The organism is Rhodococcus sp. IEGM 1330 (assembly GCF_033142445.1).
Lineage (GTDB): Bacteria > Actinomycetota > Actinomycetes > Mycobacteriales > Mycobacteriaceae > Rhodococcoides.
The window spans coordinates 71,481-94,662 of the sequence record NZ_JAWLSB010000001.1; the positions used below are offsets into that span (position 1 = coordinate 71,481).

Genomic DNA, 23,182 nt, shown 5'->3' on the forward strand with positions numbered 1-23,182 from the left:
CGTGCGGCGGCGTGTCCTGTTGGTGTTGATGATCTACTCCACCGTCGTCGTGCTTGCTCTGTCGGTTCCCCTCGCGCTGTTGGTCGGCCGCGAACGGGCCCAACGATTCGGCGAGAATCGGGCCGCCGCAGCATCGTTCTTTGCAGAACTCAGCTCGCGAGAAGACGAATCCGGCGTGGACCGGATTCGAGAATCGTTGCAGCGCTACAACAGTCTGTACGACGAGGGCGTTGCCGTCGTCGATCGCACCGGAGGGGCGCGGGCGACGTCCGGCCTGGAGTTGCAGCGTGCCGACGTCCAGCAGGCGGTGGCAGGAGCGTTGCGCAATCAGCGTGGCGACCTACCGTCGAGTCTGACGCCGTGGTCGGATTCCTCGGTGTTGATCGCCGCCCCGGTCGGTGGGGGAACGCAAGTGGACGGCGCAGTGGTGCTCGAGGCGTCCACCGATTCTGCGCGCAGGGACGTCGCCATTGCCTGGGTGGTCATCGCTGTCGGTGCCATGCTGATTCTCGCGACGGTCGCGGTGATCGCTGTTGCGTTGTCACGCTGGGTCGTTCGTCCTCTGAGCGCATTGTCCTCGCGAGTCCATTCGTTCGGCGACAAGTTTCACGATCAGGTGTCGCTCGAGGGATCGCAACGACTCGAGCCGGTGCCCTACGTCGGGCCACCGGAGGTGCGTGAGCTGTCCAGTGCCTTCGAGGCCATGGCCGACGACGTCGAGACCGCCACCGCTGCGCAACGTCGATTGGTGGCCGACACCGCCCACGCGCTCCGGAACCCACTGGCAGCGTTGCGAATCCGGATGGACGTTCTGGGAATGCGGGTGCCGGATTCGGCAACCGATGCGCACTCGAGGACCACGCTCGAGGTGGATCGCTTGAGCTCCGTGGTGGAAGGTCTGCTCGTTCTCGCAGCTGCCGAAACCCCGGCGAGCACCCGATCTCCAGGGTGTGATCTCGGTGCGGTTGTCGCAGATCGAGTCGAATTCTGGTCGAGCACGATCGTCCTGGCGGGAATGACGGTTCACGTCTCGGAGCCGGATGCCGATGCGGATTGTCGAGTTGCGTTGTCCGAGGACGACCTGACTCGAATTCTCGACGCTCTGCTGAGCAATGCAACCAAGTACGCCGGTTCCGGCTCCGGCATCGAGATCGTCTACCGAAGCAGTGACGCGGACGTAACGATGTGGTTGTCCGACAACGGACCTGGCGTGCCCGCAGACGAACTCGGCAAGGTCGTCGATCGGTTCTATCGAGCGTCGAGTGCGCACGGCGACGGCACCGGTCTGGGTCTGTCGATCGTCCACGCCCTGACCGAGCGAGCCGGCGGATCCCTTCGAGTCATGGAGCGTCGACCGGTGGGACTGCGGATCGAACTGCGGCTTCCGAGGGTCGTTTCCTAAGGGAGTGTTAGGAAATCAGAAACGGCTTGGTTCCGGGCTGTGCTTGCCGTCACAGTAGGGAGGCTTCGGTTGCCGATCGTTGACCGGCAGCCCAATTGCCCGCTGAATGTGGAAGGACCAAACCATGGCCAAGGAGGCCACCTCGATCACCGGTTCGACGCTCCCGAGTCCACCCGTTTCCTCTCGCGCTGCCACCCGCCGTGCCGTCTTCAACACGTTGCGGGGGTCGTCCGGAAATCTCGTCGAGTGGTACGACGTGTACGTCTACACCGTCTTCGCGACGTATTTCGAGAATCAGTTCTTCGACTCTGCGGACAAGAACTCGACCATCTACGTGTACGGGATCTTTGCGGTCACGTTCTTGATGCGACCGGTCGGGTCGTGGTTCTTCGGCCGGTATGCCGACCGCAACGGGCGCAGGGCTGCGCTGACGTTCAGCGTCTCGATGATGGCTGCGTGCTCGCTGGTCATCGCATTCACACCGGGACGGGAGAGCATCGGCGTATGGGCGGCCGTCATCCTTATCCTGTGCCGTCTGGTTCAGGGCTTCGCGACCGGCGGTGAGTACGGTGCGTCGGCGACGTACATGTCCGAGGCTGCCACGCGCGAGCGTCGAGGATTCTTCTCCTCGTTCCAATACGTCACCCTCGTCGGTGGGCATGTGCTCGCACAGGTGACTCTGTTGCTGATGCAGGTGTTCCTCGAGCGCGAACAGATCGAGGAGTTCGGTTGGCGCATAGCCTTCTTCATCGGCGGAGTCGCGGCAGTGGTGGTCTTCTGGCTGCGCCGCAGCATGGACGAATCACTGACCAAGGATCAACTCGAGGCCGTACGTAGTGGAGCCGATCAATCCTCCGGATCGCTGAAGGAGCTCGTCGGTAAGCACTGGCGGGCACTGGTCATCTGCTTCATGGTGACTGCCGGTGGCACCATCGCGTTCTACACCTACAGCGTCAACGCACCCTCGATGGTCAAGTCCGCGTACGAGGACCGGGGGATGACCGGTACCTGGATCAACCTCGCCGGCCTGGTCTTCCTCATGCTGCTGCAGCCCATCGGCGGAATGATCAGCGACAAGGTGGGTCGAAAGCCGCTGCTCGTTTTCTTCGGCATCGGAGGCGTGCTGTACACCTACGTACTCATCACGTACCTGCCGACGGCGACGTCGGTGGTGCAGTCGCTCGCACTGGTGTGCGTCGGTTACGTCATCCTCACCGGTTACACCTCGATCAATGCGATCGTCAAAGCGGAGCTGTTCCCCTCGCACGTCCGCGCACTCGGCGTCGGCTTGGGATACGCACTCGCCAACTCGGCCTTCGGCGGCACAGCACCACTTATCTATCAAGCCGCGAAGAACGGCGGGCACGTGGGTTGGTTCATCCTCTACGTCACGGTCGTGATCGCTATATCGCTGCTGGTGTACATCTTCGTACTGCGCAACAAGTCCGAGACCGTGCTCGACCGAGAGCAGGGTCGAGCGTTCCAGTGACCTGCGACGCCTTACAGTGACTGACATGGCCGAGCCCGCAGCGTCGTTCTCACGGAGAACGGCGCTGCAGGCCGGTCTGCTGGCACTGAGCACTGCCGTCGTGGGCGCCTGCACCTCGGACCCGTCGATGCAGCTGCGACTCGCGGCGGGCGAGGTCCGCGGCTTCTTCTGGGAGTTCGCCGGACTTCTGTCCGACACTGCCGCCGAAACCGATGTCGCCGACATCGTTCCGCTCACGACGGCCGGCTCCGTCGACAACCTCGAGGCGTTGGGTTCTCGGCAGGCCGAGCTGGCCCTGACGCTCATGGACGCCGCCTACAGTCATCCGAGCGGAGACCTGACGGCGGTCGGGTGCGTCTACGAGAACTACTTTCAAGTGGCTGTGCGAGCAGACTCGCATATCGAGACCATGGACGATCTGCGAGGCCGAAACGTGAGCATCGGTGCCCCGGGATCCGGTGCCACCGAAGTATCTCAGCGAGTCCTCCGCGCAGCGGGTGTGGCGGCAGCAGGTGCTGTCGAACAGGTTCAGCTGTCGATGCGCTCGGCGGCAGATGCCTTGACGGCCAACGAAGTCGATGCCGTGATGTGGGCGGGCGGGTTGCCGACTCCGGCATTTGCCCAGCCTCGTGCCGCCATCCGTCTACTCGATCTGGGCACCGTCGTCGCTGATCTCAGACGCGAATTCGGTACCGCGTACGAGGCGGTGCGGGTTCCGGCGAACGTGTACGGCGAACATCCGGAGGTCACCACCGTCGGCATTCCGAATCTTCTGCTGGCACATCCGGAGGTGCCGGACCGCGTTGTCGCTGCACTGGTGAGTGTGCTTCTCGATCAGTCGTCCGAGTTGGTCCCCGGTCAGGCGATCGGCAGCCAATTTCTCGACGCGCGGTCACTGGTCATGACCGGAAGCATCCCCCTCCACCCCGGAGCCGAACAGGAATACCGCCGACGACATGGATGATCGACGGCCATGGCGATGTGCTCACAACTTCGCCGCGAGTCGGTGGTAGGCCGCGTTCCATCGCAGTGTCTGTTGGAATCCTCGTGTCGTGGTGTCGGCGTCGATCGCCAGCAGCTCGACGCCGATCATGTCCGAGAATGCTTCCAGCACAGGCAGACCAATTGCGGTACTCAGAACCGTGTGGTGGGGCGCACCGGCCGTCAGCCAGGATTCCGCCGACACCGCGAGTGAGGGCTGCGGTTCCCACACGGCGCAGGCGACCGGCAGCTTCGGCAGTGCCTCGTCGGGCTCGACGACGTCGATCACGTTGGCAGTCAGGCGGAATCGTTCACCCACGTCCGAGAGGCCGACGACTACGCCGTGGCCGGGGTCCGCCGTGAAGCGCAGGCGCACGGGGTCTTCGCGGCCGCCGATGGACAGTGGATGGATCTCCAGGGTCGGCCGGGAGTCGGTGATCGAGGGACACACTTCCAGCATGTGCGCGCCGAGGATCTTCTCCTCTCCGGGCACCAGGTGGTAGGTGTAATCCTCCATGAAGGACGTGCCACCGTCGAGACCCTCGGCCATCACCTTCATGGCGCGCAACAACATCGAGGTCTTCCAGTCGCCCTCACCGCCGAACCCGTATCCGTCGGCCATGAGGCGCTGCACCGCGAGTCCGGGCAATTGGCGAAGCCCACCGAGATCCTCGAAATTGGTGGTGAAGGCCTTGAAACCGCCCTCGGTGAGGAACTGTCGTAGGCCGGCTTCGACGCGGGCGCCGTACCGCAGTGATTCGTGGCGGTCACCGTCCTTGTCGAGGCTCGGTGCGATGTCGTACAGGGACCGGTACTCGTCGATGAGGTCCGACACGGCCGAGTCGCTCACGCTGTCCACGACCTCGACCAGATCGTTCACGCCGTAGGTGTTGACGGAGACTCCGAATCGCAACTGCGCTTCGACCTTGTCGCCCTCCGTCACTGCGACGTCGCGCATGTTGTCGCCGAAACGTGCCAGGCACAGTGACCTCAGCTCCGCGCGGCCGAGAGCTGCTCGCACCCACTGTTCCGCACGCTCGATCACCGCGGGATTGTCGACGTGGCCTGCCACGATCGTGCGCAGAACACCCACCCGAGATTCGACGTGCCCGAACTCGCGGTCACCGTGGGCGGCCTGGTTGAGATTCATGAACTCCATGTCGATCGTCGACCACGGCAACGACATTCCGGCCTGCGTGTGCAGGTGCAGCAGCGGCACGTCCAACGCGTCGAGGCCGGCGATCCACATCTTGGCGGGGGAGAAGGTGTGCATCCAGGTCACCACACCCACACATTCGTCGGCGGCGTTCGCCTCGCGCATGCAGCGCAGGATGGACGACGCGTCGAGCAGCACCGGCTTCCAGACCACCGAGACGGGAAGTGCCGCATCGAGTTTGTCCGCGATTTCGCGAGACTGGACGGCTACCTGATCGAGGGTCTCGGGGCCGTAGAGGCTTTGACTGCCGGTGAGAAACCATACTTCGGACATGGGGGTACCTCCGTGGAGAGAAGATTCGGCGCGCCGGTCAGCGCTGGCCGTAGACGTTCTGGTAGCGGTCGTAGAGTGCGTCGACCTTCGAGCTCGGAATGGGAAGTGGTTGTCCCAGTTGATAGGACAGGTGTACCGACCTCGCGACGTCCTCGCACATGACCGCCGCTTTGACGGCAGCCCTGGCCGTGGTCCCCATTGCGAACACACCGTGGTTTTGCATCAGCACTGCCGGAGATCGACTGTCTGCGAGGGTGTCGACGATGCCGCGGCCGATCGAGTCGTCGCCGATCGTGGCGAAGGGCCCGACCGGAATGTCGCCGCCGAACTCGTCCGCGCACATCGTGGTGACCACGGGGATCGGTTCTCCTCGGGCCGCCCACGCCACTGCATAGGGCGAATGTGTGTGCACCACACCGCCGATGTGCTCGAGGTGCCGGTAGACATACGCCTGCGCCTCGGTGTCCGAGGACGGTGCATGGTCACCCTCGACCACCCTGCCGTACAGATCACACACCACCATGTTGCCGGGCGTCAGGTCGTCGTAGGAGACGCCACTGGGCTTGATGACCATCAGGTCCCGGCCGGGGACCCTCGCCGAGACGTTGCCTGCCGTCCAGACGACCAGTCCGTACCGCACCAGCTCGGCGTGCAGGGTGCATACGTCGCGGCGGATCTCCTCGATCACGTCGCGCACGTCGTCGACAACGGTCATCGTGCATCCACCTTTCGGGTCAGGGCGTCACGTCGGAGCGCTCGCAGACGGCGCATGGTCGGCACGTCCCGGCCGAAGCGGTCGTGCAATTCCAGATAGATCTCGAAGAGAGTGTCGTACGCCTGAGATCGCGATTCGTCGGGTACGAAGGCGGCGCGACGTACCTTGCCCATCGACTTCGATGCAACGGGCACATCGGAATAACATCCGGCCGCCACCGCGGCATGAATGGCGGATCCCAGGGCCGGGCCCTGGGCAGAGGCGATGACCGACAACGGCATTCGCAACACATCGGCGTAGATCTGCATGAGCAGCGGGTTGCGGGCCAGCCCACCTGCCACCACGAACTCCTCGACCGGAACGCCGCTGTCACGGAACGTCTCCACGATGACGCGGGTTCCGAACGCCGTAGCTTCGAGCAGCGCACGGTAGGTGTCCTCGGGACGCGTTGCCAGCGTGGTCCCGACGACCAGCCCGGAAAGCTCGTGATCGACCAGGACCGACCGGTTCCCGCTGTGCCAGTCGAGCGCGACGAGCCCGTGCTCACCAACGTCCTGCGTCTGCGCGAGCCGAGTCAGATGTTCGTGTACCGACTCACCTGCCGCGGCGGCCGCGTCGCTGTACGACGCGGGAACCGAGGTACGCGTGAACCATCCGAAGATATCGCCGACGCCGCTCTGACCTGCCTCGTATCCGTACGAGCCGGCGACGATGCCGCCGTCGACGACCCCGCACATGCCGGGAACTTCCTTCAGGACGGTCGAGCTCATCACGTGGCATGTGGAGGTTCCCATGATGGCGACCATCCGGCCCGGTTCCACCGCGCCGGCCGCGGGTGCCGTCACGTGCGCATCGACGTTGCCGACAGCGACGGCGATGCCCTCGGGCAGTCCGGTCCATTGCGCGGCCTCGGCGGTCAACGTACCTGCGCAAGAACCCAACTCGCCCAACGGCTGATCGAGCTTGTCGGCGACGAAGGAACCGAAGCCCGGTGCCAGTTCGGTGAGGAAGTCCACGGACGGGTAGTGCCCGTCCTGATAGATGCCCTTGTAGCCGGCGGTACACGCGTTGCGTACGTAGTGTCCGCAGAGCTGCCAGACGATCCAATCGGCCGCTTCGACCCATCGGTCCATCGCGTCGTAGACCTCGGAATCTTCCTCGTGAATCTGCAGCGCCTTCGCGAACTCCCATTCCGAGGAGATCAGTCCGCCGTAGCGAGGCAGCCAACTCTCGCCGCGACGCGCAGCGAGATCGTTGATCCGGTCCGCTTGTCCCTGTGCTGCATGGTGTTTCCACAATTTCACGTACGAGTGCGGTCGATCGGCGAAGCGTGGATCCTCACACAGCGGAGTGCCGTCGGCGTAGGTGGGCACCATGGTGCACGCGGTGAAGTCGGTACCGATGCCGACGACCTGCTCGGGTGCGATGCCTGCGGCGGCAAGCGCAGTCGGGACGGCACGACGGAGGACGTCGCGATAGTCGTCGGGCACCTGCAGTGCCCATGCGTCGGGCAATCGGACCGTGCCGTCGGGCAGCGTCTCCGCGAGCACCGCGTGTCGGTAATCGTGCACTGCCGAAGCGATTTCGGCACCGTCGGACACTCGAACGACGACGGCGCGTCCGGACAGGGTGCCGTAGTCGACCCCCACCGTGTATCGGTCAGCGTTCATGCGAACTCCCTGGTGTGTTGCGGTATGGGTCGTGGTCATCTACGCCTCGCCGTCATCAGTCGCTGGGCCACGACGAACAGAAGCAGCAGTACTCCGATCGTGATTCGCGTCCACCAGGAACTCAGAGTTCCGTCGAACGCGATGAACGTCTGGATCGCGCCGAGAATGAGCACGCCGACAAGCGAACCCAGCACGTATCCGCGTCCACCGGTGAGCAGAGTTCCGCCGATCACCACCGCCGCGATCGCGTCGAGTTCCATTCCGACGGCGTTGAGGCTGTAGCCGGACAGGGCGTAGAAGGAGAAGAGGAGTCCGGCTAGTGCAGCGCAGAATCCACTGATCGCGTAGACGCCCACCTTCACCGCGGCGACCTTCAGTCCCATCAGCAGTGCGGACGCTTCGTTGCCGCCGATGCCGTACACCGAGCGACCGAAGCGGGTGCAGGCCAGGACGTACACAGCGACCGCCACTACGACGAGTGCGATCACCACGCTCCACGTGATCGTGTAACCCCCGGGGAGTTCGATCACGGCGAAGGCGATGGACGAGAAGGTGTCGTCGGTGATCGGAATGGACTCGACGCCGATCATGTAGCACAGGCCGCGGGCGAGGAACATGCCGGCGAGTGTGGCGACGAACGGCTGAATCTGCAGGTAGTGAATCAACGCGCCCATGATCGTGCCGAGCACTGTTCCACACAGCAGTACCACCGCCATGACGACGAACGGCGACCAGCCCAATTGGAGTGTGCGAGCGGCGATCATGGTCGACAGTGCTACGACGGATCCGACGGACAGGTCGATGCCCCCGGTCAGGATCACGAACGTCATTCCGACCGCCAGGACGATCAGGAAGGAGTTGTCGATCAGCAATGACAGGAACACCTGTGGGTCGGCGAATCCGCTGTAGCGGAATTCGCCGAGTCCGAAGAGACCGACGAACAGCGCGAATGTTGCGATGACGGGCAGGAATCTGGTCGGCGGGGAGTATCGCCGGATGCGGTCCCACGTCGACGGCGACGGGACCGGCGCACTCGTGGAGGTGGTGGGGGGAGCAGTCAGCAGATCACTCACGGTCGTACCGCCTTGGTCGAGTCGGGTCGCACGAACGACCGCAGAGTGGCGCGGATTCGCGGTGATTGCAGGAGGCAGACCACGATGATGACGACTGCCTTGAACAGGTAGTTGGCCTCGGAGGGAATGCCGACATTGGTGATGGTGCGAGTGAGAGTGCCGATGAGCAGTGCGCCGACCACGGTGCCCGCGATGGAAAATCGGCCACCGGTGAGCGCGGTGCCGCCGATGACGACGGCGAGGATGGCGTCCAGCTCGATCCATTGGCCGAGGCTGTTGGCGTTCACCGAGTTGGTGTTGGCGGCAATGATCAGGCCGGCCGTTCCGGAGCACACCGCGGCGAACACGTAGACGGTCCAGACGATCGTGCGCGAGCGCACACCGGCCAATCTGCTTGCCTCCGGATTGATTCCGACCGCCTCGACGAGCATTCCCAGAGCGGTGCGACGCGTGAGCACCGCGGTACCCGCAACCACCACGAGCGCGATGATGAGGGCGAGAGGCAAACCGAGAAAGGTGCCGGACGCGAGTTCGCTGAAAGCAGCATTGTTGACGGTCGTGATGTTTCCGTCGGTGATCAACATGGCGAGGCCGCGGCCGGCGACCATCAGAATCAACGTCGCGATGATGGGCTGAATGCCGAAGACGGATACGAGAAGTCCGTTCCACAGACCGAGCAGCAGGCACGCGCCCAACGCCCAGACGACGGCCATGATCATGGTCGTCGTGGCACCTTCGTCCGGTGCGGCGGCGATTCGGGTGCAGGCGACCGCGGCGGCGATCACTGCGACCGCACCGACGGAGAGGTCGATACCGCGAGTGGCCACCACCAGAGTCATGCCCACAGCGACGAGGATGAGGGGCGCGGAGTTGCGCGCGATATCGACGACGTTGCCGAACAGTCCGCCGTTCTCGATGCGAATGTCGAGGAAGTCCGGTGTGACAACGACATTGACGACGACCAGTGCGATCAATGCCAGCAGCGGCCAGACCACGGGCTGGGTGAATGCGGAGCGGACGCGCGCAGGCGCGGTGGTCTGCGGTTCGAGAGTTCGAGTCATGATGCGACAGTCCTGTCGATGTTCGAGGCGGTGACCGCGGTGGGTTCGTCGGTACGAACGCCCGCTGCGATGGTGGCCAGCACGTCGCCCACCGACACTCCGTCGTTGACGCGTTCGTCGATCTTGCGCCGATCGCGCATGATCACGATGCGATCGCTCAGGCGCAGAATCTCTTCGAGTTCCGCGGAGATGAACACCACCGACATTCCCCGGGCCGCGAGATCGGCGACCAGAGTCTGGATCTGAGCTTTCGCGCCGATGTCGATGCCGCGCGTGGGTTCGTCGAGGATCAGCAGTTCCGGTTCGGTGATGAGCCAGCGGGCGAGCAGTACCTTTTGTTGGTTTCCACCGGACAGGTTGCGCATCGCCGCATTCGGATCTGCGGGCCGGATGTCGAGAGCGGTGATGTAGTCCTGGACGAGCTTGTGTCTCGTCGCTCGGGGGATGGGTCGTAGCCATCCCCGCTTCGCCTGCAGTGCGAGCATCATGTTGTCTGCCACCGACAGGTCGCCGACGACGCCGTCTGCCTTGCGATCCTCGCTGGTGAGTGCGATGCGTTGGTCCGCGGCCTGCCGAGGACTGCGAATGCGACGCTTGCTCGAGTGCACCTCGATGGACCCGGAATCCGCCCTGTCGGCGCCGGCGAGCAGTCTGGCCAATTCGGTGCGCCCTGAGCCGAGCAGGCCTGCGACGCCGACGACTTGGCCTGCGTGCAGGCGAAGATCCGTTGCCTCGAGAGCGCCCTTGCGGCCGATGCCCAGTACCTCGACGACAGGAGCGTCTTCTGGTGCCACCACGACGGGTTCGCGGCTGTCGAGTTCGCGCAGAGTGTCGAGTTCGCGTCCGATCATCAGCTCGACCAACTCGAACTGCGGGGTGTCGGCAACCAGGCGCTCGGAGACGAACTTGCCGTTTCGCAGGATCGTCATCCGATCGGAGATGCGATAGATCTGGTCGAGAAAATGCGAGACGAACACGATCGACGTCCCGTTGCCCCGCAGACGCTCGATCACCGAATACAGAGTTTCGACCTCGTCCTTGTCCAGACTCGACGTCGGTTCGTCGAGGATCAGGACCCGAGCATCGACGTCGACCGCGCGGGCGATCGCGACGAGTTGCTGCACGGCGATCGGGTGATCACCGAGGATCGAGGACGGTTCGATGTCGAGACCGAGGCGGTCCAGTGTGGTGCGGGCACGACGGTTCATCGCGCGCCTGTCGATTCCGCCGATGGCCCCCAACACTTTTCCGGGGAGCCGACGGGGTTCGCGGCCAAGGAGCATGTTCTCGGCAACCGTCAGATTGGGAAGCAGATTCACTTCCTGGTAGACGGTGCTGATGCCTGCAGCCAGGGCCGCGCTCGGAGTGGCGAACTCGTGCTCGGTCCCGTCGATGGTGACGGTTCCGTTGTCGATCGAGTAGACGCCGGTCAAAGCTTTGATCAGCGTCGACTTACCGGCACCGTTCTCACCCATCAGTGAGTGCACTTCACCGGGAAAGAGGCGGAGCGAGACCCCGTCGAGGGCTCGAACTGCGCCGAAGGTGATGGAGATGTTCTTCATCTCCACGATGGGAACCGGCTCCGCCGCGAGAACGGCATCGGTACTCATGAAGACCTCCCTCAGTACTGGCGGTCGGCGAGTACGGCGGCCGCCTGATCGGACGTGAAGGTGGTTTCCTCGGTGACGACCCGCTTGGGTACGTCCTCGCCCTTGACGACTTTTTCGGTCAGCTCCATCAACTGAGGTCCGAGGAGAGGATTGCACTCGACGATGAAGTCGATCTTGCCGTCGGCGAGGGCCTGCATTCCGTCCTTGACGGCGTCGACCGTGATGATCTTGATGTCCTTGCCCGGCAGCAGTCCTGCGGCCTCGATGGCTTGGATTGCCCCGAGGCCCATGTCGTCGTTCTGAGCGAAGACGACGTCGATCTGGCCGCGGTTGGAGTTCAGGAACGACTCCATGACCTGCTTGCCGCCGTCGCGGGTGAAGTCGCCGGTCTGCGACGCCGTGATGGCGATGCTCGGCTCGCTGCCGATCGCCTGGCGGAATCCCTCGGCGCGGTCGATGGCCGGAGCGGCACCGGTGGTGCCTTCGAGTTCGACCACGTTGATCTTGCCGTCTCCGGTGCTGTCGGCGATCGCGCTGTTCTGCACCAGCCAGTCACCGGCCTTGACGCCTTCTTCGACGAAGTCCGAGCCGAGGAATGTCGCGTAGAGCGAGTCGTCGGTGGTGTCGACCGCGCGGTCGGTGAGAATCACGGGAATATTGGCTCGCTTCGCTTCCTGCAGAACAGGTTCCCACCCGGTCTCGACGACCGGACTGAATGCGATGACGTCGACCTTCTGTTGGATGTAGGTGCGAATCGCCTTGATCTGGTTCTCCTGTTTCTGCTGCGCGTCGGAGAATTTCAGATCGACGCCGGCCGCGGTGGCTGCGTCTTGAATCGATGTGGTGTTCGCGGTCCGCCAGCCGCTTTCGGCACCGACCTGGGAGAAGCCCAGGACGGTACCGCCTTCGCTGCCGCCGCCGGATGCGTCGTCGCCTCCGCTGCTGCACCCGCTCAGGACGATTGCGCCGCTCAGGATGAGCGCGCTTGCCGCAAAAAATGTCTTCGACGCCATGGTGATCTCCTCGATGTCGCCACTCCGCTGTGACGTGTGCAACACAGTGTGAGCGTTAACATCGGCAGTCGTCAATAGTTTCGGAAAGATCGATCGAAGAATTGTTAACGCTCACCCGAGGTCGTCGACAGAGAACTTCCACTCGATGACGGACCGGTACGTCTCGCCAGGGTTCAGTTCGGCCGACGGGAAGTTCGGATGATTCGGCCCGTCGGGAAACAGCTGAGGTTCGAGCGCTATGCCGTCTCCCTGGCGCAGCATGGTTCCGCGCCGCGAGACATCGCTACCGTCCAAGAAGTTCCCGGTGTACACCTGCACGCCGGGCTGATCGGTCCACACCTCCAGTGCGGTTCGGCTGCGCGCCGAGGAGAGCCTTGCCGCGCACCGCAACCCGTCGCCGTCGACGACGAAGTTGTGGTCGATTCCCCTGGCCGCCGACAGTTGCGGGTGGGTGGCCCGGGCGAGATCGCCGACGCGGCCCGGTTCTCGGAGATCGAGGGCACTGCCTGCGACGTCGTCGATGCTCCCGGTGGGAATACCGTCCGGATTCACGGGAGTGAACGACGACGCGAAGACCTGGAGCACGTGGTCGTCGATGCCGTGACCGTCGAGGTCGAAGTATGCATGCGAGGTCAGGTTCACCACGGTCGTCGCGGTCGTGGTGGCGGTCAGCTCCAAGCGCAGTGCGTCGTCCGTGATCGAGAACCGTGCCCGCGCACGAACCTCGCCCGGGTAGCCCTGATCCCCGTCCGGGCTGACGAGTTCGAGTTCGACCGAGTCTGCCGATCGCTCGACGACGGTCCAGTGTCGCGAGTCGAAGCCGTCGGTGCCACCGTGGAGGTGATTGGTGCCGTCGTTGATCGTCAGCTGCGCCGGTCGTCCGTCGATGTCGAGCCGTCCATCCGCGATGCGATTGGCGTACCGGCCCACTGTGGAGCCGAAATATGCCTTAGACGAACGTAATTCGTCCTCGCCGGCTACGCCGACGAGGACGTCTCGTCGTTGTCCGTCGCCGCAGGTGACCGACATGCGCTGCAGGGTGGCACCGTAGGTGAGCACGTCGACCTCGACGCCGGGCGCGGAGCCGATCGTGACGATCTGGCTGGAATTCTCATCGGATGGCACGGCTCGACGATAGCGCCGGGGAGTGGGATCGGTGCTGTGATCGCTGCGCGGCGGGCGGCGCGACCCGTATTCGCACGTGCGCATACTATGGTGTGATGCAGGCCACATCGCCTCGCGTTCACTGTCGAAGGTACACGAAAACTGTGAGCGCACAATCGATCTCGGTCTGTCGATCGCACCAGGAATCCGCCGAACAGGAGAAATCGTGGCAGACAACAGAGCAGTGACGTACGCCGGACCAGGCAAGGTAGAGGTTCAGGACATCGAATTTCCGGGCCTGGAGTTGACCGACGGCCCCGGAGTGAACCCGGCCAACGTCGGACGCAAGTGCGAGCACGGAGTGATTCTGAAAGTCGTCTCGACCAACATCTGCGGCAGTGACCAGCACATGGTTCGTGGGCGCACGACCGCGCCCGAGGGGCTGGTGCTCGGCCACGAGATCACCGGCGAAATCGTCGAGGTCGGACGCGACGTCGAGTTCCTGAAGGTGGGAGACATCTGCTCGGTTCCGTTCAACATCGCCTGCGGACGGTGTCGAAACTGCAAGGAGCGCAAGACGGGAATCTGTCTCAATGTGAACCCCGATCGACCGGGCTCGGCATTCGGCTACGTAGACATGGGCGGGTGGGTCGGCGGCCAGGCGGAGTACGTCATGGCACCCTACGCAGACTTCAACCTGCTGAAGTTCCCCGATCGCGACCAGGCTCTGGAGAAGATACTGGACCTGACCATGCTCTCGGATATCTTTCCCACCGGATTCCACGGGGCCGTCACCGCAGGTGTCAAACCCGGTGCGACGGTGTACATCGCGGGCGCCGGCCCGGTCGGCCTCGCCGCCGCAGTCGGTGCGCAATTGCTGGGAGCTTCGGTGGTGATCGTCGGCGACATGAACGCCGAGAGGCTGGCCCAGGCGCGAACGTTCGGCTGCGAGACCGTCGACGTGGGCAAGGGTGCACCGCAGGATCAGATCGAACAGATTCTCGGCGTGCCCGAGGTCGACGCCGCGGTGGATGCCGTGGGCTTCGAGGCCCGCGGTCACGGTGGAGATTCGGCCCGGGAGGCCCCGGCCACGGTTCTCAACTCGTTGATGGACATCACCACAGCGGGCGGTGGAATCGGCATCCCGGGGTTGTACGTGACCGGCGATCCCGGCGGCGTGGACGAGGCTGCTCAGCGTGGTGCCCTGTCGCTCAGTCTCGGCACGGGTTGGGCGAAATCGCTGTCGTTCGCAACCGGGCAGTGCCCGGTGATGAGCTACCACCGCGAACTGATGAATGCGATTCTCTCGGAGCGGGTCTCGATCGCGAAAGCCGTCAATGCAACGGTCATCTCGCTCGACGACGCTCCGCGTGGCTACCGCGAATTCGACAGTGGAGTCGCACAGAAGTTCGTCATCGATCCACACGGCATGATCGCGAGCTGACGCCACCGCGCGACCACGGCCGCCCTCGCTACCCAGTGTGCGAGGGCGGCCGTCCTCGCGCTGCACCTGTTGTCGGCGATCCTCGACGATGGACCGCACCTATGCTGGCGTCATGTTCCTTCTCTTCGGCTTCGGCAGCAAGCGCAAACACATCGGCTCGGGTGCCACGCGAACCTGCCCGCGCTGCCACAACGTCACGCAATGGGCGCGTATGAAGCAGTACCAGCAGTTCACGCTGTTCTTCGTTCCTGTCGCACGTTGGAAGCGGGTCGAGTTCGAGGAATGCGGAATCTGCGGCGCGGCAGTGTCTGTGTGAGTGCCTGCAGAATTCTCGTCTCATGAGTATCGCCGAGGACTATGCGGCGTGGAAAGCGCTCGGCCCCGGTGGGCTACCCGCCAACATGGTGGGGTGGGCCATCACCAAGATCCTCACCCCGCTCGGTAGGGATCCGCTGACCGTCCGTGACGTGGACGCTGCTTCGTCGACGTGGGAACTGCCGACGCGGCCCGGTCCCCGTCCGTCGGTGGCCCCTTATCCGATTCCGCATCGCCAGCTGAACGGAATCGCGCCGGGCGGCCCGGTGTCGGTGTTCGACGTTCTCGAGTCCTGTACGCGTACTCACTCCGATCTCCTGTACCTGAGCACGAGTCATTTCGAGAAGCATGGGCAGGCCTTGTACGTGGTCGCCGAGAAACGGCGACCCGGTGTGGTGGCACAAGCCGGCGGGGAGATCGCTCACGTCCATCCCAGCGACGGGTCGCTGCACGTCGTCGCGGAGCACGGCGATGCGCAGCGCATCATCGACGCCGGTTGGGGAGAATTGCATCCGCTGGCCGGCCGCCCAGCGATCGGACTTCCCGAGCCCTACGTCTTGCTGTACTCGCCCCGAGACCGCTACGACGTAGAGCACATCAGCCGAATCCTCGATCGTGTTGTCGAAACCGCCCTGGGCACAGGCTGATTGCAGCATTGCCGAGCGGCGCTCCAGGGCTCGACAGCCCACGCGAGCTGCCGAGCCCCCGAGAACGACTCATGCCGGTGCCAGCACCACCACCGAGTTGTGTCCGCCCATTCCCAGGGACGATTTGACGGTCAATCCTGGCTCCGCAGCGGTGAAACCGTCGAGCAGCAAGGGGTGCGCATCGGATACCTGCGGGGCCGCCGGCACGAGTCCACGCTCGAATCCCATGACCGCAGAAATGGTTTCGATCGCCGACGCCGCGCCTTGGCAATGTCCCGTCAACGGCTTCACCGAATACACCTGCGCGTGGGAGTCCAGCACTGTCTCCAACATGGTGGTTTCTGCCGCATCGCACTGCGCGGTGCCGGGTCCGTGGGCGTTGAGGTAGCGCACCTGCTGGGCAGTGACGTCGGCGTCGACCAACGCTTGCTCGAAGCAGGCCCGCACCTGGGTGAGCGCAGGGTCGATCGAGGTGGCATGAAACGCGTCGTGTGTCATCGAACCGCCCAGCACCCGTGCATACGAGGCCGAGCTGCGCGTCGACAGAACGAAGGCCGTTGCGGCCTCGCCCATTCCGAACCCGCGGCTGCCCTCTTGGAACGGCCGGCAGCCCTCCTGTGGCTCCACGTCGACCACACCGACGCCGAGCTTCACGAAGTGGTCGATGTTCTCCGGAGTCAGGGACAGATCGGTGGCGACGAACACCACGTCGTCGACGAATCCGGTATCGAGCCACATCTTGGCAGTGAGCAGACCCGCATTGCCCGAAGCGCACATCGCCGAGACATTCATGGCCGGGCCGTGGAAGCCGTATTCCTGCATCAGTAGGGACACCGGGGTCGACGGCATCAGCGTCAGATAGTCACGAACACGGCGTTCTCCGCCGTCTCGCAGATAGAAGTTGCGCCACTCGTCCACTTCACCCAGGACGACAGCATGGACCAGACCCACCCGTCGACCCGGCTGCCAGCCCCGCGCGATCGCGTCTTCTACTGCTTCGCGTGCCGCCCCGCGAAGTGCCCGGCCGAATCGGCTGGTGCCGTCGCTGCGGTCCCCGCCGTCGGGGACTTTCGCCAGCCAGACCGGATTCTGTCCTGGTCGGGTGAGGTCGTGGTGCAGCGTGGCCGCCGCCTTGCCCGTGGACAGGCCGTCCCACAGGGCGGATGCGCCCCAGCCGTAGCCGGACAGTGCGCCGATCCCGGTGATGTCGATGCCATGAGAGCTCATCGTGGAAATCCGTTTCTTTTCGAGGTTCGCGAAACCGGATTCGGTTCGCTCCTTGATTTAGCCCCTCAAACCGGCATCAGGTCCAGTCGAAAAGAAGGACATACAGTCCGAAACGGACATGAGTCGCCAACGGCACGTTACTAAGTGGTTCAATCGGGTGTTGACCGTCCGCCTACGATCGCGAGGACCGAGCATGGCTCCAGGGGAGCGCGATGGCGTCGACGACCCTCGATCGCATCCCGCGTCGCCCGGACTTGCCGATCGCTATCGGGTTCTCATCGAGCATTCGCCGGACGCGATCGGGGTCCATCGACGAGGCATCCTCGTCTACCTCAACCCCGCCGGGATGCGGTATCTGCGTGCCGAGGATGCAGCGGACGTCATCGGGCATCCGATCACGAAGTTCATCGCCGCGGAATCGGTCGGGTCCATGCTCGAGCGGATCTCCGCTCTCGACTCTCACGGCTCCGCCAGCGCCGCGTCGGAAGCAACGGTCCTGGCCCTCGACGGGACGACGCTGACGATGGAAGCGGTATCGGTGCGCACCGTGTGGAACGGCGAGCCGGCATTCCAGGTCATTCTTCGGGACCTCACCGAACACAAGGCTGCGCAGAGGGCGCTGCAGAAGCAAGCCGCTCTGGTCGAGCACGTCAGCGATGCCATCATCGGTGTGTCCGCCGACGGTCTGGTGTCGAGTTGGAACCCTGCTGCGGAGTCGGTCTACGGGCGACCGTCAGCGGACGTGCTCGGTCGTGAGGTCTCGACGGCCGTCGGGGTGCCCTGTGATCCTGCCGCGATTCTCGCTCTCGGCGGCCGGCTGTCCGATTCCCATCGGCATGCGGACGGGTCGGCGCTTGCTGTGATCGTGTCGGCCGCCCAGATGCCCGACGGCTACGTGTTGGTCTGTGCCGACCAGAGTGCAGTACGCAGAGTCGAGGAACATTTCACCGCGGTCGTGGAATCACTGGAGGCGGGCGTCGTCGTTCTCGATCACACTGGCCGAATCGAATCGGCGAACCTGTCTGCGAAGACCATTCTGGACATCCGGGCCGGATTGGCGACCTCTGGACAGGCGTCGGTTCTTCCGTTCCGGGTGTACGGCACCGACGAAGGGCCGATCCACCCGTTCGAACATCCCGTCGCAGTCACCAGGAAAACCGGCGAGCCCTGCCAGGCGGTGATCGGGGTCGAACGTCGCCGGGACGGCCGGAACTTCTGGCTGTCGTTGACGGCGACGATGCTCACCGCGGGCGACCCGACCCCCTCCGTCGTCGCGACGTTCGTCGATATCACCGACGCCTACCGGATGAGCATGAAGCTCGAGCATGCAGCGACGCACGACGACCTGACCGGTCTGCCGAACAGGCCGTTGATCCTGGCTCGCCTGGACGAGCAGCTGGCGAAGCCCGATCGCGAGGACTCCATGGCCGTGCTGTTCATCGACCTCGACAACTTCAAGACCATCAACGATCTGCACGGTCATACCGTCGGCGACTCCGTTCTGGGGGTAGTCGCAGATCGTCTGTCCCGAGCTCTCCCGCCCGATGCCTTCGTGGGTCGTATCGGGGGCGACGAGTTCGTGGCGGTCGTTTCGCGTTGTGTGGGTACCGAGGCCGACGATGTTCGCGCCGAATTGTCCACACCGATCATGACCGCGGGGCGGGTGTTGACGGTGACGGCGAGCATCGGTGGCGTCACCGTCGACCGCGACGACACCCGAAGTGCTTTGGACATACTCGACGATGCCGATCGCGAGATGTACCAGGCCAAGCCCGTTACGCAGTACATTTCGCATTCATAACAACATCGGTAACAATCTGTTGTATCTGTTACCAAAGGTACGCATGGTGCGTATGGGTCGGACATACTTCTTCGGTGTTATCGACTGTACGTAGGTTCGTGTTCGTCGTACCGATGGTGATCCTGGCTGTCGCCGGACTGTTGTTCTCCGCTGCAGGAACCGGTGCCGCTGCACCCTCCGCGTGGCGCTACACGATGGTGGCCTTCAGCAACGACAGCGATCGTGACATGGATGTCTACGCATCCAGTGACGGCACCGATTTCACAGCACTGCAGACTTCGGCCTACCGACCGCCGTCCGGGGTGGTACGCGATGCGAGCATATTCCGGCACACCGACGGGATGTACTACGTGACGTACACGACGGGCGGCGGTGCGAACATCGGCTTCGCGCGCAGCAGTGACCGCGTGAATTGGACGTTCCTGCAGAACTTCCCGATCCCGTTCTGCTGCGCTTTCCTGCCCGGCACCGGAGCCGGTACCGGCTCGGCCAGCCCTCCCGGATTCAGCGGATCGGCCGGCTTCTCGGACGGACCGTCACTGTCTCCGTTCACCACCAAGGCATGGGCGCCGGAGTGGTTCGTCGAGGGTGACCGCGTCAGCATCATCGTGTCGCTGTCGAGCGGCGGCGGGTTCGTGCCGTATCTGATGACGGCCATGGACCCAGGCCTGAGGATGTGGAGCTTCCCGGTTCCGTTCGTCGGCATCGGAGCGGACCACATCGACACCACGGTGGTCAAAGTAGGGCCGACCTATAACGCGTTCACCAAGAACGAGACCCGCAAGATCATCGAACACTGGACGGCACCGTCGTTGATCGGGCCATACACCTTCGTTCCCACCCGCGATTTCGGACCGCTGAAAGAAGGTCCGGCCGTCATCGAGTTGCCCGACGGTACATGGCGGTTGTACTACGACGACTACACCGATCGGAAGTACTTCTACTCCGACAGTACGGACGGGTTGAACACCTGGTCCGAGCCTCAGGAGCTTCCGGGTGTGTCGGACACCGTCCGCCACATCGGTGTGATGAGAGAGCCCGCCTGACAGTCGGTTTCGCGTCAGTCGCTGGTTCCTGCGAGTGCTCTTAGTCCGGCCGCGACGAACTCCCCGGTGGCCTCCGCGGCCTTGCCTGCACCGGCCCCGGTGTCGGAGCCCGACAGCGCGCGGTGAGTGATTCCCTCGCCGATCACTCCGAGCTTGAAATTGGCCAGGGCGAGGTAGAAGCCCCAATCATGAAGTTCTCGACCGGATTCCACTGCGTAGTGTTGCGCGAGGTCTGCCGCCGAGGGGTACCGATCGCTCGTCCATGCAGCGTCCGCGCCGAGGACTGCATCGAAGACCGGTTGCCGGTAGATGCACATCAGTGCAACGTCGGTCAGGGGATCACCGAGCGTGGACATCTCCCAGTCCACCACCGCGGCAACGGAACCGACGTCGTCGGCGTCGAGAATGGTGTTGTCGACACGATAGTCGCCGTGCACGATGGACGACGCAGATCTTGCCGGTACTGCCGCTTCGAGCGCGCGATGCAATCGTTCGACATCGGGCAGGTCGCGAGTCTTGACTCGTTCCCACTGCCGAGCCCACGTGGCGACCTGCCGCGAGACGAACCCGTCGGGTCGGCCGAAGCTGCCGAGGCCCACGGCGTCGGGGTCGACGGCATGCAGCCTGGCGAGCACCCGGACCAACTCGGCGGCGTTCTCGGTGACCTGCGCATCCGTCAGATCACGAAGATCCTCGCGGCTACGAACGACTCGACCCGGGACGAACTCCACGACGGTCATGGGCGCACCCAACGCAGAACCGTCTCGATCGAACGCGACGGTCGTAGCGACCGGAACATCGGTGGATGCAAGGGCTTCCGTGACGGCCCACTCGCGGGCCATGTCGTGTGCCGAGGGCGTGAGCCCACTGGTGGGAGGGCGGCGAACAACCCAGGTCGAGGAGTCGTCGTACGCCTTGTAGGTGAGATTGGATCGGCCACCGCTGATCATCTCGACCGACAATTCACCGTCGACCTCGATGCCGTTCCCTCGCAGGAACCGTTCCAGCGCATCGCGATTCATGCCCGGCAGTTCGCTCAAGACTGTGCCTCCCGCGCTGCGCGCTTGGCTGCACCGATCGTCCGTTTGGCGATGGCCCAGCGGTGTACCTCGGACGGGCCGTCGTAGACGCGGAACGGGCGCACTTCGCGTGAGAGCCTGGCCAGTGGGAGATCGTCGGAAACCCCGAGACCTCCACACATCTGGATACTGCGGTCGACGATTCGGAAGATGGCCTCGGCGGCGAACGTCTTCGCGATCGACGTCTCGTTGCCCGCGTGTCCACCTCGATCCAACTCGAAGCACGCCACGGTCAGCAGCGCTCGGGTGGCCGCGATGTCGATCTCGTTGTCCGCGACCATTTTCTGCACCATGCCGAGGTCTCCGAGCTTGCCGCCGAACCCTTCACGCCGAGCAACCTGGGCGACGGCGATGTCGTGCGCACGGCGGGAGGCCCCGAGCCAGCGCATCACGTGCGTCATGCGAGCCGGCCCCAGGCGCACCTGGGCGTAGGCGAATCCCTCGTCGACGGCACCGAGCACGTTCTCGTCGGGCACGAACGCGTTCTCGAAGAACACCTCGCAGTGACCGCCGATCATCGCTTTGTCCAGAGTGCCGATGTGCCGGCCGACCCTGATGCCCGCGGTGTCGGCGGGTGCCAGGAACATCGTGGCCCCGCCGCGATCACCGGGCGCGCCCGAGGTGCGGGCCATGATGATGAAGAAGCCTGCACCGTCGGCACCGGTGATGAACCACTTGTGCCCGTCGATCTTCCAGCCGCCCTCGACCCGCTCGGCGGCGGTGGTGAGTGCCGCGGGATCGGAGCCTGCACCCGGCGCGGGTTCGGTCATCGCGAAAGCCGACCGCACGTCGCCGCGCGCGAGCGGAGCGAGAAACTGCTCTTTCTGCGCTGCCGACGCGATGTGAGCGAGCATGTGGACGTTGCCCTCGTCGGGGGCGCCGAGGTTGAGGGCGATCGGACCGAACAGCGAGTAGCCGGCTTCTTCGAACACCGGCGCGCGGTCGCACATCGACAGCCCGTGGCCGCCGTATTCGACCGGCGCGTGCGGCGCGAACACGCCGGCATCTTTCGCGGCCGCTTGCATCTCGATGCGCAGCTCATCGCCCCCGGCGTCGGCAATGTTGCCCAGGAATCGGTCTTCGATGGGAAGCACATGGTCGCGGGTGAACGTGCGCGTCCGATCGATCAGCTTCTCGATGTCGGGGTCGTACGTCAGATCGATGGCCACGATGCGCTCCCTTTCCGGTACCGACCGAACACTCGCTCGGTCACTGGAAGGTTGACACAATCGCTCGGTCAGGTCAAGGATTCCCGGGCAGCTACTCCTGCCCGCCGGTCACAGCACCGACCGTACGACGGGCAATGTCGAGATAGACCGCCACCAGCTCGCTCGGAGACAACGGCCCGTCCGGTCGGTACCACGTTGCTACGCCGACACACATCGTCGTCACGGCTCGGCTGGCGTCCCTCGGGTGCGGAGTGTCGAACAGGCCTGCCTCGACACCGGCGGCGACGATCGCGTCGAGCAGCCGTTGTTCCTCGTCGCGTTTGGAAATGTAGGCGGCGCGATTCGCAGGATCGAGGCTGCGGATCTCCGTCGAGCACACGAATGCGGCGTCGCGTCTGTGAATGTGGAACAGCAGCAGGGATTCGACGACGGCGTCGAAACGGTCACTCGGCGATGATCCAGCACCGGCCTCTGCCGATCGAGTTCGTTCCAACAGCTCGTCCATCGACGCGTCCATGATGCCGACCAGCAGAGCCTGCTTCGACGGGAAGTGGTGGTAGAGGCCCGGAACGGACAGGCCCGCCCCTGCGGCGATCTGCCGCACCGACGTTCCGTGATAGCCCTGTTCGACGAACGTGTTCAACGCCGACGACAAGGCAGGAGTGAGGTTCGAGCCCTCGTATGTTCGCCAGGTGCGGGTCGCGGTCATGCGCCCACCGTAGATGGCGGAGCGACGCGTGTGGTCTCGGAAGCACCCGGTTGACACCTCTCCTGTGATCCGCAACACTACGAATGCCGACCGAGCGAGTGTTCGGTCGGTACTGCTGGCCAGGCCGACGCCCAATCG

Annotated in this window: 20 protein-coding genes; 8 read left to right on the plus strand and 12 right to left on the minus strand. The window is 64.2% G+C overall.

Going from position 1 to position 23,182, the window contains the following annotated elements:
- Position 1: 1 nt before the first annotated feature.
- The 3 genes from R4P57_RS00315 (at position 2) to R4P57_RS00325 (ending at position 3,855) form a co-directional block, all read left to right on the plus strand.
- A complete protein-coding gene (locus tag R4P57_RS00315) occupies positions 2 to 1,402 on the plus strand; it encodes a HAMP domain-containing sensor histidine kinase (protein WP_317800912.1) in 1,401 nt (466 codons plus the stop codon).
- Between the two features lie 124 nt (positions 1,403 to 1,526).
- Positions 1,527 to 2,891, plus strand: a complete 1,365-nt coding sequence (locus R4P57_RS00320; RefSeq protein ID WP_317800913.1) for an MFS transporter — start codon at positions 1,527 to 1,529, stop codon at positions 2,889 to 2,891.
- Between the two features lie 25 nt (positions 2,892 to 2,916).
- Positions 2,917 to 3,855: a TAXI family TRAP transporter solute-binding subunit gene (locus R4P57_RS00325; RefSeq protein WP_317800914.1), complete on the plus strand. Its 939-nt coding sequence runs from the start codon at positions 2,917 to 2,919 to the stop codon at positions 3,853 to 3,855.
- A gap of 21 nt (positions 3,856 to 3,876) precedes the next feature.
- Here R4P57_RS00325 and araA read toward each other — a convergent pair whose 3' ends face one another.
- From araA to R4P57_RS00365, 8 genes are all read right to left on the minus strand, one after another.
- A complete protein-coding gene (gene araA / locus R4P57_RS00330; RefSeq protein WP_317800915.1) occupies positions 3,877 to 5,361 on the minus strand; it encodes an L-arabinose isomerase in 1,485 nt (494 codons plus the stop codon).
- A gap of 37 nt (positions 5,362 to 5,398) precedes the next feature.
- Complete coding sequence (locus R4P57_RS00335) at positions 5,399 to 6,076, minus strand: L-ribulose-5-phosphate 4-epimerase (RefSeq protein WP_317800916.1); 678 nt, start codon at positions 6,074 to 6,076, stop codon at positions 5,399 to 5,401.
- Positions 6,073 to 7,746, minus strand: a complete 1,674-nt coding sequence (araB, locus tag R4P57_RS00340) for a ribulokinase (protein ID WP_317800917.1) — start codon at positions 7,744 to 7,746, stop codon at positions 6,073 to 6,075. Before araB ends, R4P57_RS00335 begins: the two co-directional genes overlap by 4 nt.
- A gap of 35 nt (positions 7,747 to 7,781) precedes the next feature.
- Positions 7,782 to 8,819, minus strand: coding sequence for a galactofuranose ABC transporter, permease protein YjfF (gene yjfF, locus R4P57_RS00345; RefSeq protein ID WP_317800918.1), 1,038 nt, complete (start codon positions 8,817 to 8,819; stop codon positions 7,782 to 7,784).
- Positions 8,816 to 9,880 carry an ABC transporter permease gene (locus R4P57_RS00350; protein ID WP_317800919.1) on the minus strand — a complete coding sequence of 355 codons (1,065 nt, stop codon included), beginning with the start codon at positions 9,878 to 9,880 and terminating at the stop codon, positions 8,816 to 8,818. Before R4P57_RS00350 ends, yjfF begins: the two co-directional genes overlap by 4 nt.
- Positions 9,877 to 11,490: a sugar ABC transporter ATP-binding protein gene (locus tag R4P57_RS00355; protein ID WP_317800920.1), complete on the minus strand. Its 1,614-nt coding sequence runs from the start codon at positions 11,488 to 11,490 to the stop codon at positions 9,877 to 9,879. Before R4P57_RS00355 ends, R4P57_RS00350 begins: the two co-directional genes overlap by 4 nt.
- 11 nt (positions 11,491 to 11,501) lie before the next feature.
- Positions 11,502 to 12,503 (minus strand): ABC transporter substrate-binding protein, encoded by a 1,002-nt coding sequence (locus R4P57_RS00360; protein ID WP_317800922.1) that lies wholly within the window; start codon positions 12,501 to 12,503, stop codon positions 11,502 to 11,504.
- A gap of 111 nt (positions 12,504 to 12,614) precedes the next feature.
- Complete coding sequence (locus R4P57_RS00365; RefSeq protein ID WP_317800923.1) at positions 12,615 to 13,628, minus strand: aldose epimerase family protein; 1,014 nt, start codon at positions 13,626 to 13,628, stop codon at positions 12,615 to 12,617.
- A 205-nt stretch (positions 13,629 to 13,833) separates the two neighbouring features.
- On the opposite strand from R4P57_RS00365, the gene fdhA reads away from it, so the two are divergent.
- From fdhA to R4P57_RS00380, 3 genes are all read left to right on the plus strand, one after another.
- A complete protein-coding gene (fdhA, locus tag R4P57_RS00370) occupies positions 13,834 to 15,051 on the plus strand; it encodes a formaldehyde dehydrogenase, glutathione-independent (protein WP_317800925.1) in 1,218 nt (405 codons plus the stop codon).
- Positions 15,052 to 15,163: 112 nt separating this feature from the next.
- Complete coding sequence (locus tag R4P57_RS00375; protein ID WP_317800926.1) at positions 15,164 to 15,367, plus strand: zinc-ribbon domain-containing protein; 204 nt, start codon at positions 15,164 to 15,166, stop codon at positions 15,365 to 15,367.
- Positions 15,368 to 15,389: 22 nt separating this feature from the next.
- Positions 15,390 to 16,013, plus strand: coding sequence for a luciferase family protein (locus R4P57_RS00380; RefSeq protein ID WP_317800927.1), 624 nt, complete (start codon positions 15,390 to 15,392; stop codon positions 16,011 to 16,013).
- Between the two features lie 69 nt (positions 16,014 to 16,082).
- Here R4P57_RS00380 and R4P57_RS00385 read toward each other — a convergent pair whose 3' ends face one another.
- Positions 16,083 to 17,240 (minus strand): beta-ketoacyl synthase N-terminal-like domain-containing protein, encoded by a 1,158-nt coding sequence (locus tag R4P57_RS00385; protein WP_317800928.1) that lies wholly within the window; start codon positions 17,238 to 17,240, stop codon positions 16,083 to 16,085.
- A 193-nt stretch (positions 17,241 to 17,433) separates the two neighbouring features.
- Here R4P57_RS00385 and R4P57_RS00390 point away from each other — a divergent pair, with 193 nt between their 5' ends.
- On the plus strand, positions 17,434 to 19,041 hold the full coding sequence (locus R4P57_RS00390; protein ID WP_317800929.1) for a bifunctional diguanylate cyclase/phosphodiesterase: 1,608 nt from the start codon (positions 17,434 to 17,436) through the stop codon (positions 19,039 to 19,041).
- Between the two features lie 113 nt (positions 19,042 to 19,154).
- Positions 19,155 to 20,087: an arabinofuranosidase gene (locus R4P57_RS00395; protein WP_317801651.1), complete on the plus strand. Its 933-nt coding sequence runs from the start codon at positions 19,155 to 19,157 to the stop codon at positions 20,085 to 20,087.
- Between the two features lie 14 nt (positions 20,088 to 20,101).
- On the opposite strand, the gene R4P57_RS00400 is transcribed toward R4P57_RS00395, so the two are convergent.
- From R4P57_RS00400 to R4P57_RS00410, 3 genes are all read right to left on the minus strand, one after another.
- Positions 20,102 to 21,127 (minus strand): phosphotransferase family protein, encoded by a 1,026-nt coding sequence (locus R4P57_RS00400; RefSeq protein WP_317800930.1) that lies wholly within the window; start codon positions 21,125 to 21,127, stop codon positions 20,102 to 20,104.
- A complete protein-coding gene (locus R4P57_RS00405; protein ID WP_317800931.1) occupies positions 21,124 to 22,335 on the minus strand; it encodes an acyl-CoA dehydrogenase family protein in 1,212 nt (403 codons plus the stop codon). Before R4P57_RS00405 ends, R4P57_RS00400 begins: the two co-directional genes overlap by 4 nt.
- Before the next feature lie 91 nt (positions 22,336 to 22,426).
- Positions 22,427 to 23,044: a TetR/AcrR family transcriptional regulator gene (locus tag R4P57_RS00410; RefSeq protein ID WP_317800932.1), complete on the minus strand. Its 618-nt coding sequence runs from the start codon at positions 23,042 to 23,044 to the stop codon at positions 22,427 to 22,429.
- Positions 23,045 to 23,182: the final 138 nt, after the last annotated feature.

Coding starts and splice junctions, on each gene's coding strand:
- R4P57_RS00390 (WP_317800929.1), top strand. CDS start 17,434: ATGGCTCCAGGGGAGCGCGATGGCGTCGACGACCCTCGATCGCATCCC.
- araA (WP_317800915.1), bottom strand. CDS start 5,361: ATGTCCGAAGTATGGTTTCTCACCGGCAGTCAAAGCCTCTACGGCCCC.
- R4P57_RS00380 (WP_317800927.1), top strand. CDS start 15,390: ATGAGTATCGCCGAGGACTATGCGGCGTGGAAAGCGCTCGGCCCCGGT.
- R4P57_RS00375 (WP_317800926.1), top strand. CDS start 15,164: ATGTTCCTTCTCTTCGGCTTCGGCAGCAAGCGCAAACACATCGGCTCG.
- araB (WP_317800917.1), bottom strand. CDS start 7,746: ATGAACGCTGACCGATACACGGTGGGGGTCGACTACGGCACCCTGTCC.
- R4P57_RS00335 (WP_317800916.1), bottom strand. CDS start 6,076: ATGACCGTTGTCGACGACGTGCGCGACGTGATCGAGGAGATCCGCCGC.
- R4P57_RS00395 (WP_317801651.1), top strand. CDS start 19,155: ATGGTGATCCTGGCTGTCGCCGGACTGTTGTTCTCCGCTGCAGGAACC.
- R4P57_RS00320 (WP_317800913.1), top strand. CDS start 1,527: ATGGCCAAGGAGGCCACCTCGATCACCGGTTCGACGCTCCCGAGTCCA.
- R4P57_RS00355 (WP_317800920.1), bottom strand. CDS start 11,490: ATGAGTACCGATGCCGTTCTCGCGGCGGAGCCGGTTCCCATCGTGGAG.
- R4P57_RS00385 (WP_317800928.1), bottom strand. CDS start 17,240: ATGAGCTCTCATGGCATCGACATCACCGGGATCGGCGCACTGTCCGGC.
- R4P57_RS00325 (WP_317800914.1), top strand. CDS start 2,917: ATGGCCGAGCCCGCAGCGTCGTTCTCACGGAGAACGGCGCTGCAGGCC.
- R4P57_RS00410 (WP_317800932.1), bottom strand. CDS start 23,044: ATGACCGCGACCCGCACCTGGCGAACATACGAGGGCTCGAACCTCACT.
- R4P57_RS00360 (WP_317800922.1), bottom strand. CDS start 12,503: ATGGCGTCGAAGACATTTTTTGCGGCAAGCGCGCTCATCCTGAGCGGC.
- R4P57_RS00350 (WP_317800919.1), bottom strand. CDS start 9,880: ATGACTCGAACTCTCGAACCGCAGACCACCGCGCCTGCGCGCGTCCGC.